The 9,826-nt window shown below is 73.5% G+C and carries 7 protein-coding genes; 3 read left to right on the forward strand and 4 right to left on the reverse strand.

The genetic code is table 11. From position 1 onward, the window contains the following. Positions 1-117: 117 nt before the first annotated feature. From ACWDBE_RS10805 to ACWDBE_RS10820, 4 genes are all read right to left on the reverse strand, one after another. Positions 118-1,986, reverse strand: coding sequence for an endonuclease/exonuclease/phosphatase family protein (locus ACWDBE_RS10805; RefSeq protein WP_449792477.1), 1,869 nt, complete (start codon positions 1,984-1,986; stop codon positions 118-120). Positions 1,987-2,211: 225 nt separating this feature from the next. Continuing rightward, on the reverse strand, positions 2,212-3,165 hold the full coding sequence (locus tag ACWDBE_RS10810) for a Gfo/Idh/MocA family protein (protein WP_449792476.1): 954 nt from the start codon (positions 3,163-3,165) through the stop codon (positions 2,212-2,214). Between the two features lie 85 nt (positions 3,166-3,250). Next, the gene (locus ACWDBE_RS10815; protein ID WP_449792475.1) at positions 3,251-3,793 is read right to left on the reverse strand and encodes a TetR/AcrR family transcriptional regulator; all 543 of its coding nucleotides are present in this window, start codon (positions 3,791-3,793) and stop codon (positions 3,251-3,253) included. Between the two features lie 76 nt (positions 3,794-3,869). Further along, positions 3,870-4,781: a LysR family transcriptional regulator gene (locus ACWDBE_RS10820; protein WP_449792474.1), complete on the reverse strand. Its 912-nt coding sequence runs from the start codon at positions 4,779-4,781 to the stop codon at positions 3,870-3,872. A 216-nt stretch (positions 4,782-4,997) separates the two neighbouring features. On the opposite strand from ACWDBE_RS10820, the gene ACWDBE_RS10825 reads away from it, so the two are divergent. The 3 genes from ACWDBE_RS10825 (at position 4,998) to ACWDBE_RS10835 (ending at position 9,678) form a co-directional block, all read left to right on the forward strand. Then, complete coding sequence (locus ACWDBE_RS10825) at positions 4,998-6,431, forward strand: hypothetical protein (protein WP_449792473.1); 1,434 nt, start codon at positions 4,998-5,000, stop codon at positions 6,429-6,431. Between the two features lie 151 nt (positions 6,432-6,582). After that, complete coding sequence (locus ACWDBE_RS10830) at positions 6,583-8,025, forward strand: hypothetical protein (RefSeq protein WP_449807743.1); 1,443 nt, start codon at positions 6,583-6,585, stop codon at positions 8,023-8,025. A 153-nt stretch (positions 8,026-8,178) separates the two neighbouring features. Then, the gene (locus ACWDBE_RS10835) at positions 8,179-9,678 is read left to right on the forward strand and encodes a TolB family protein (RefSeq protein ID WP_449807744.1); all 1,500 of its coding nucleotides are present in this window, start codon (positions 8,179-8,181) and stop codon (positions 9,676-9,678) included. The last annotated feature ends 148 nt before the right edge of the window (positions 9,679-9,826 follow it).

A 9,826-nucleotide genomic window follows, 5' to 3' on the forward strand; every position in this document is an offset into this window, starting at 1 on the left:
GGCCACTCCAGGATCCGCGCCGAGGCGTCCAGGACGTACCGCCTCCGCCGCCGGTGATCACCGGCGGCGGAGGCAGGATGGCCGCGGGAGGAACCGCGGGAGGAACCGCGGGTGGAACTACGGCTTGATGCGGACCACCTGCGGGTCGTGGTCGCTGGCCTGCTGGGCGAACTCGGCGTTGATGTGCACCACGTCGTACTTGGCGTAGCCGACCTCGGGGCTGACCAGGATGTGGTCCAGCACCTGCGAGTTGCCCTGGTAGACGTACGAGTACTGCTCGGTCTCCGGCAGCTCGTTCACCAGGTCGCGCAGCACGCCGCCCTTGGTGAGCGCGGCGAGCGCGGGCGAGAACTGGTAGTCGTTGAAGTCACCGAGGGAGACGACCTTGGCCTCCTTGTCGGCGGCCAGCAGCTGGGCGACGAAGGCCTGCTCGACGGTGGCCTGCTTGATCCGCTGCACCTCGGAGCTGCGGGTCGGCTGCTGGAAGCGGCTGTCGATGCCCTGGTCGCCGCCCTTGCTGTTGAAGTGGTTGGCGATGACGAAGACCTTCTTGCCGCGGAAGGAGAACTGGCCGACCAGCGGCTTGCGGCTGTTGGTCCAGGCCTCGTCGTTCGGCTCGATCCGGCCGGGCGAGGCGGTCAGCGCGGTGCTCGCGCCGGTGCCGGTCACGCCGACGGCGGTGGTGGCGGTGCCGCCGGGAATGTCCGTGAAGGACACCCGCTGCGGGTTGAACAGGAAGACCTGGCGGATGTTGCCGCCGGGCTCGCCGCCGTCCTTGCCGTCCTGCGGGTCGACCGAGCGCCAGTCGTAGGCCGGGCCGCCGGCCGCCTTGATGGCGGCGACGAACTTGGCGACGGTCTGGCTCGCGTCCACCGTGCCGTCGTTCTTGGCGCCGTTGTTGTCCTGGATCTCCTCCAGGGCGACGATGTCGGGCGAGCGCAGGTTGGTGACGACGCCCCGGGCCAGCTCGGCGAACTTGGCGTCCGGGTTGCCCGGGGCCAGGTTCTCCACGTTGTAGGTGGCCAGGGTGAGTTCGCGGTCGGTCGCCTGGGCGGTGACCTCGCGCTGGAGGTGGTTGTCCTTCAGCGTGCCCATGGTGCCGGCGACCAGGGTGTAGCCGCCGAAGTTGTTGTAGTCCAGCGGGCCGGTGGTGGCGCCGGTCAGCTCGTCGCCGACGTTGGCCACCGGGAAGGGCTGCTGGGAGACGGCGGCCTGCTGCTGGATCATCAGGCGGCCGACGTTGGGCTCGCGGTAGGACTCGTACAGCACGCCGCCGCGCTTGCTGCGCTGGTCCTGCTTGTCGGCGGCGACCCACAGCTCGTTGTACTTGTCGGTCGCCTGGATCACCCGGACGTCCCTGACCTGGACGAGCATGCCCTCCAGGGACTCGTAGAAGTCCAGGGTGTACTTCTCCGGGTCGAGCTTCACGCCGTCGATGGAGCCGTCCGCACCGGCCGGCGGGGCGTAGGTGCCGGGGATGTTGCGGGTGTCGACGACGACCGGGGCGGGCAGCGGGTTGCCGGCCGACAGGACGGTGGTGCCCGGGGCGGAGATCTCGGTGAGGGACTGCGAGCCCCCGCCGAAGTTCGGGTAGTACTCGGTGACCTTGCCGCTCACCAGCACCGAGTCGCCGACCTTCACGGTCGGGTTGCCGCCGGTGAAGACGAAGACGCCCTCGCTGGTGGCCGGGTCGGCGTCCGGGTTCGGGTCCTGGATCCAGAAGCCCTTGGAGCTGCCGTACGCGCGCACACCGGTGACGATGCCGGGCACGCCGGTGACCGGCTTGCCGGCCTGCGGGGATATCCGGGTGTTGCCCTGGATGTCGTGGATCCGCAGCGGGCCGACCTCGGTCGGGGCGGGAGTCGCGGTGGAGGCGGCGGTGGCCACCGGCAGCGGGACGAGCACCAGCGAGGCGGCCAGCGACGCCGGGATCAGGGCGGCGCGCAGCAGGGCTCTGCGGGGACGGGGTGCGGGGGCGGTGGTCACCGGGGCAGGACTCCTAGCTCCGTCGTGCCGCACTGGTGCAGCACGACGGTCCGGGCGGAGGCGCGCTTCGAGCGCGCGCTACTCGCGTGGGGAAGAAGCGGAGGACGGACTCCCGCCCCCCGCGGCGCCCCTCAAGATACGCGCGTAGAAAATGCCCCGACAAGACCCTGCCGGTGAACTGTCGGTTCCACCGGGGTGACGTGACACACGGTCAGTCCGAGCTCCTCACAGGCCGCTCCCAGCGGACTCCCAGGAAGCCTCGATCCGCTCGACGACCAGCTCGCACAGCTCGTGGGTGCGCAGCGCGTCGTGGGCGTCCAGGGTCTGCCCGGAGCGGACGGCCGCCAGGAAGGCCAGTACGCACTGCTCGATGCCTCGCTGACGGGCCACCGGCACCCAGTCGCCGCGGCGGCGGACGGTCGGCTGGCCGCGGTGGTCGATCACCTCGGCCAGGTTGCGCACCTCGCGCTTGGAGTCGCCGCCGGAGACCTCCAGCACCTCCTCGGTGGAGCCGGAGACCCGGTTCATGATGCCCAGCGCGGTGAACCCCGCTCCGCCGAGGGTGAGCACCACGTGCTCGACCAGCCCGTCCCGGGTGCGGGCCCGGACGTCCACGTGCTCGATCTCGCCGGGGGCCAGGAAGCGCAGCAGGTCCACGACGTGGATGAAGTCGTCGTACACCAGGGTGCGGGCGGCCTCGGCCAGGCCCTCGCGGTTCTTCTGGAGGACGATCAGGTCACGCGGACGCTCCCTGGCCTGGACGTAGCCGGGCGCGTGGCGGCGGTTGAAGCCGACCATCAGCGAGCGGCCGGTGCGGTCGGCGAGGTCGACCAGCCGGCGGGCGCCGTCCAGGGTGTAGTCGAGCGGCTTGTCGACGTAGACGTCCACCCCGGCGGTGAGCAGCTGCTCGACGATCGGGACGTGCTGGTCGGTGGCGGCGTGCACGAAGGCGGCGCGGATGCCGCCGTCGATCAGCGCGCCGAGGTCGGTGAAGCGGTGCTCGGGGGCGATCCGGTGGGCCTCGCCGAGCCGGTCCAGCTTGGCCGCGTCCCGGGTCATCAGCCGCAGGTCGAGGCCGGGCAGCGCGGTGAGCACCGGCAGGTAGGCCTTCTGCGCGATGTCGCCGAGGCCGATCACCCCGACCGGGAGCCGGGTCTCGGGTGCGGCGGTCGAACTCATGAGGGCTCCTGTGGTGCGCGGTCGTCGGCCGCCCCCACCCTATGGGGCGGGTCGGGCGGAGGCTCGCCCGGCCTCCGGCAGTGGGTCAGGCCGCCAGCAGGGCCTCGGCGATGCCCCGGGCGCGCCAGGCGGCGTCCGGGGTGCCCTCGCGCAGGGCGGTGACGATGGCGCCGTCCATCAGGAGCGCGAACTGCCGTGCCCGCTCCCCGGGTTCGGGGACGTCCGCGCCCCGCATCAGCTGCTCGACCAGCTCGATGACGCGGGTCTTGTGCAGGGCCGCCATCCGGCGGGCCGGGCTGGCCGGGTCGGCGATCTCGGTCATCGTGTTGATCGCGACGCAGCCGCGGTAGTCCTGTGCCGCGAAGCGTTCGGCCAGCGCGTCGAAGACGTACAGCGGGTGGCCGCCGTGGGCCGCGACCCGCTCGGTGAGCCACGCCCGCCACCGGGCGTCGCGGCCTTCCAGGACCGCCGTCACCAGCGCCTCCTTGCCGGCGAAGTGCCGGTAGAAGGAGGCCCGGCCCACGCCGGACTCGGAGAGGATGCGCTCCACGCCGACCGCGCGGATCCCGTGGGCGTAGAAGAGGGACTCCGCCGTGCTCAGCAGGCGCGCCCTCGCGTTGACTGCCATGCGGCAGATCCTAGCCACCCCCGACGCCGAACGGCACCGATCGGTACCGTCCTGCATCGGTACGCGCCCGGCGGGCTCACGCGCCCGAGGCGGCCGCCTCGGCGAGGGAGTCCAGCACCGGCCGCACCAGCGGATGCCCGTCCGCGCCGGCCCGGACGGCGGCGAAGACCCTGCGGGTGGCGAGCTCGCTGTCCACCGGGCGCACCGCCACCTCGCGGAGGTCCACACCGCGCAGCGCCGAGCGCGGCACCAGCGCCACCCCGAGGCCCGCCGAGGCGAGCGCGACCACGGCCCGGAAGTCGTCGGAGGAGTGCAGCAGCCGGGGCTGGAACCCGGCGTGCTCGCAGGCCAGCAGCACCACGTCGTGGCAGGGGTTGCCCGGGTACGGCCCGATCCACGGCTCGTCGGCGAGCGCGGCGACGGCCAGCGGTCCCGACTCGGCGGCCAGCCGGTGGCCGACCGGCAGGACGGCCTCGAAGGGCTCGGCGTACAGCGGCACCCTGGTCAGCCGGGCGTCGTCGGCGCGCGGCGCGCCCCGGTACTCGACGGCCACCGCGAGGTCGGCCCGGCCGTCCAGCACCATCGGCAGGCTGGCGTCGCCCTCGGCGTCCAGCACCTTGAGCCGCACCCCGGGCGCGCGTTCGGCGAGCAGGCCGACGGCCGGGGAGAGCACGGAGGCGATGGCGGTCGCGAAGGAGGCCACGGTGACCTCCCCGGAGACGCCCGCGCTGTACGCGGCGAGGTCGGCCTCGGCGCGCTCCAGCTGGGCGAGCACCACGTCGGCGTGGCCGAGCAGGATCTCCCCGGCGGCGGTCAGCCGCACGCCCCGGCCCTCCCGGGCGAGCAGGTGGTGGCCGGTCTCCTGCTCCAGGGCGGCCAGCTGCTGGGAGACCGCGGAGGGGGTCAGGTAGAGGGCGGCCGCCGCGGCGGTCACGGTGCGGTGGTCCGCCACGGCCCGCAGGGTCCGCAGCCGTCGTGCGTCGATCACGCACCAATTCTGCCAGCGCGGCGCGGCACGCCGGACCGGCCGGAGCGGCGGCGGCAGTGCCCGGAGCAGCGGTTTCGGCCGGAGGCGGCACGGGAGGCGCATTTCCGGACGAGATCCCTCCAGGTCGTTGACCGACCGTCCGTACGGCGCTTGGCTCTTACCGACCGGGCCACGGGGGGCCGAGGGCCCGGGGCCGTCATCTGGGGAGGATGATCGATGACCACCGCACGCACCCGCCGCCGACTGGCCCGCACCGCCGCCGTCCTGGTGGCCGCCGCCGTGGCCGGGGCCGCGATGCCCGCCGCCGAGGCCCGGCCGCCCAAGGGAGACACCGCCAGGGTCAGCGAGGGCGCCAAGGGCGAGGCGCTGAACGGGCCCTCGCTCGCCCTCGGTCTGAGCGGCGACGGCCGCTACGCGCTGTTCTCCTCCTCGGCGACCGACCTGCTGCCCGGCGGCGCCGGGGCGGTGGGCGACGTCTACGTCCGGGACCTGCGCAACGGCCACACCGAGCGGATCAGCGTCGCCCCCGACGGCTCCGCGCTGGACGCGGGCACCTACGACGCGGCGATCAGCGGCGACGGCCGGTACGTGGTGTTCAGCAGCTACGCCGGCAACGTGGTGGCCGGCCAGCCGAAGCACCCCACCGACGTCTTCGTCCGCGACCGCTGGACCGGACGCACCGAGCTGGTCACCACCGGCGACGGCAGCTCCGGCGCGGGCGACGACCAGAGCGGCCGCAACGCCTTCGACGCCGACATCAGTGCCGACGGCCGCTACGTGGTCTACTCCTCCGACCGCACCGACCTCGCCCCCGGCGTGCGCCGCGGCAAGTTCAACGTCTTCGTCACCGACCGCTGGACCCACACCACCCGGCTGATCTCCACCGGGGCGGACGGCACCCCGGCCGACAACAACTCCTCCCGCCCGACGATCAGCGCCGACGGGACCGTCATCGGCTTCAACTCGCGGGCCGGCAACCTGCTCCCGGCCGACCAGACCCCGCCCGCGGCCGCCGCGGAAGCCGCCTCGGGCGGCGCCGACCGGGCCGAGGCGGCGCAGTCCCCGCGGACCGCCGGCGCCCAGGCCGCGCTGGCCGCCATCCGCGCCTACCCGTACTACGTCTGGGACGCCCGCACCGGGAAGATCACCGGCGCCAGCTACGACGCGGCCGGCGAGCTCATCGGCACCGGCAGCGACGGGCGGATCAGCCCCTCCGGCCGCTACGCGCTCTACACGGTCTACGAGGAGGGCGGCCGGCCCGGTTCGCACGGCCGCCACCAGGACGTCTACGTCCGCGAGCTGGCCACCGGCCGCACCACCAAGGTCGACCAGCCGCTGTCCGGCAGCACCCTCGAATCGTCCTACAACCCCGTGATGTCGCTGGGCGACCGCTGGGTGTACTTCACCTCCGAGGTCACCGACCTCGTCCCCGACGACACCAACGGGCAGGCCGACATCTTCCGCACCGACCTGCGCACCGGGCTCACCGAGCGGGTCCCCCTCACCCAGGACGGCTCGCAGAGCACCACCTCCGCCTTCTTCCCGCAGGTCGACGACGGCGACACGACGCTGCTGTTCAGCGCCGAGGACGGCAACCTGGCGCCCGTCGTCGACAGCGCCACCACCGACGTCTTCCGGCGCCGCCTGTGACGGCCTGACTCCCCTGCGGGATACGCCTGTTGACGTATTTCCCGACGGGATCACCCGTGGCCGTTGACCACCGGCCCTCCCGACGGTTGGCTCTGCGGAAGCCCGCCGCCGGGAGGGAGCGCGGCCGGGCGACCCCAGGGGAGGACGATCCATGACCACCGCACGCACCCGCCGATGGCTGGCCCGCACCGCCGCCGTCCTGGCGGCCACCGCCGTGGCCGGCGCCGCGATGCCCGCCGCCGAGGCCAAGCCGCCCAAGGGCGACACCGCCAAGGTCAGCGAGGGCCCGAAGGGCGAGCAGCTCAACGGACCCTCGTCCGCGCTCGGGCTGAGCGAGGACGGCCGCTCCGCGCTCTTCACGTCCGCCGCGACCAACCTGCTGCCCGTGGCCGGCACCCCGAACTCCGACGAGATCTACGTGCGGAACCTGCGCAACGGGCACATCGAGCGGGCCAGCGTCGCCGACGACGGCTCCCCGCTGAACGCCCCCACCACCGAGGCCTCGATCAGCGGCGACAGCCGCTACGTGGCGTTCAGCACCGTCGCCACCAACGTGGTGCCCGGCCAGGTGCCGCACGCCAGCGACGTCTTCGTCCGCGACCGCTGGACCGGCCACACCGAACTGGTCACCGCCGCCGCCCTGCCGAGCACCGACGACCAGAGCCGCTACGGCGCCCTCAGCCCCAGCATCAGCCGGGACGGCCGCTACGTCGCCTACGTCTCCAACCGCAGCGACCTCGCCCCGGGCGTCCTGCGGCGCGGCAAGAACAACGTCTACATCACCGACCGCTGGACCCACACCAGCCGGCTGGTCACCGTCGGCGCGGACGGAGAGGGCGCGAACAACAACTCCTTCGAGCCGACGATCAGCGCGGACGGCTCCACGGTCGGCTTCACCTCCCGGGCCGGCAACCTGCTCCCGGAACCGCCGGACCCGGCCACCGACCCGAGCACCGACCCGGGCACGGACCCGACCGCCGACCCGACCGCCGACGCCGAGTCCGCGCCCGACGGCGGGGCGCCCGGGCTGACCGGGCCCCACTACTACCGCTACTACGTCTGGAACGCCGCCACCGGCATCGTCGGCGGCAGTCTGGACGACACCGGGAAGCTGATCGGCTCCCGGGACGGCCGGATCAGCCCGGACGGCCGCTACGCGGTCTACAGCCTCCCGATCTTCATCGGCGGCTTCCCCGGCCCGGCCCACGGCATCCGGATGGACGTGTACGTCCACGAACTGGCCACCGGCAAGGTCACCAAGGTCAACACCGACCTGCCGGGCACCAGCACGAAGTGGTCGTCCTTCGGCGGCGTCATGACGTTCGACGACCGCTGGGTCTACTTCGCCTCCGACGCCGAGACCCTCGTCCCCGGCGACACCAACGACAGCACCGACGTGTTCCGCCGCGACCTGAGGACCGGCCTGATCGAACGCGTCAGCCTCACCCGGGACGGCGAGCAGACCACCGGCGCCGCCTCCTACAGCCCGGCCGTGGACGCCGCCGGCAACACGGTGATCTTCACCGCCGTGGGCGGCAACCTGGTCCCGGGGAACACCGGCGACCAGCAGGACGTCTTCCTGCGCCGCCTGTGACGCCCTGACTCCCGTTCCGCATACGTCCGTTGACGTATTTTCCGCCGACATCGACCGAGGACGTTGACCCTCCGACCCTCCCGACGATTGGCTCTGCGAAAGCCCGTCGCCGGGAGGGAGCCCGGCCGGGCGATCGCTGGGGAGGACAACCTCATGACACGTACCACCCGCAACCGGTGGTCGGCGGGCGGCGGCGTGCTGGCCGCCGCCGCCGTACTGGCCGTCACCGCCGCGCCCGCCCAGGCCGCCACGCCGCCGCGTGGCACCTCACAGGTCAGCACCGGGGTCAACGGCACCGTGCCCGACAACCCGTCCTCGGCCCAGGGCCTGAGCGCCGACGGCCGCTACGCGCTGTTCACGTCCCGGGCCACGAACCTGCTGCCCCAGCCCCCGGCGGGCTGGAGCAACGCCTACGTGAAGGACCTGCGCACCGGCCGCGTCGAGCAGGTCAACCTGTCCGACTCGGGTGCGGCGCCGAGCGGCTCGACCGACCAGGCCGGGATCAGCGCCGACGGCCGCTACGTCGTCTTCGAGAGCGACGGCGAGAACGTGGCGCCCGGAGCGCAGGTCAAGGACCGCACCGAGGTGTACATCAGGGACCGCAGGACCGGCCACACCGAGCTGGTCAGCAGCAGCCCCACCAACACCGACAAGGACCAGTACCACGCCTCGTACAACGCGCAGGTCAGCGGGAACGGCCGGTACGTGGTCTACGTGTCCTCGCGCAACGACCTGGACCCGACCGTCGTGGAGCCGGAGCCGGAGCCGGAGCCGGAGCCCGGAACGGAGCCCACCACCGGCCCCTCGCTCACCAGGCCGTACACCTGGAAGATCAACGTCTACCTCACCGACCGCTGGACCCACACCACCCGGCTGGTCACCCGCGACCACAACGGCCGGGCGGGTGAGAACACGTCCTTCCGTCCGACGATCAGCGCGGACGGCCGCACCATCGGCTTCGGCTCCAGCTCCGCGCTGCTGCCGCCCGAGGAGACGCCCGCCCCCGCCGCGTCCGCCGGGGCGTCGCCGCTCCTGGCCCGCCCGACGACCGCCACCTACTACACGTACGACGTGGTCTCCCGGACGATCTCGCCCGCGAGCTACGACACCGAGGGCAAGCTCACCAACGCGGCCTTCGACGCCACCATCAGCCCCGACGGACGGTACGCGGTCTACGCCCTGCCCGAGCCCGGCGGCTCGACCGGCGGCCACCGCTACCACACCGTGGTGCACGTCCGGGACCTGCGGACGGGCACCGTGACGCGGGTCAGCGGCGGCCTGCCCGGCACCGCTTCGGTCGCCTCCTCCGGCCACGGCTCGATCACCGCCGACCACCGCTGGGTCTACTTCTCGTCCGCCGCCGACAACCTGGTGCCGGGCCCGCAGCACCCGGGCTGGGACGTCTACCGCCAGGACCTCCGCACCGGCCGCACCGAACGGGTCACCACCGCTGCGGACGGCTCGCTCGGCAACGGCTCGTCGAACGACCCGTTCGTGTCGGCCGACGGCAGGACCGTGCTGTTCGGCTCGACCAGCGGCAACCTGGTCGCCGGCGGCAACGGCCCGGCGGGCGAGAACTCCCAGGTCTTCGCCAAGCCCACCGGGCTCCACGCGGGTGACGACGACCAGGGCGAGGACGGCGACGAGCAGTGACCCCCCGGAGGAACCGCGACGGGGGCGAGACGTCGGCCGGGCCGGCGTCCCGCCCCCGCAGCGGGAGGGTGGGGCAGGTGGTTCTGGGCCGTGGGGGGGGGGGGGGGGCGGGGGGGCGCCCCCCCCGGGGGGGGGGGGGGGGGCCGGC

It is taken from the genome of Kitasatospora sp. NPDC001132, from assembly GCF_053598415.1.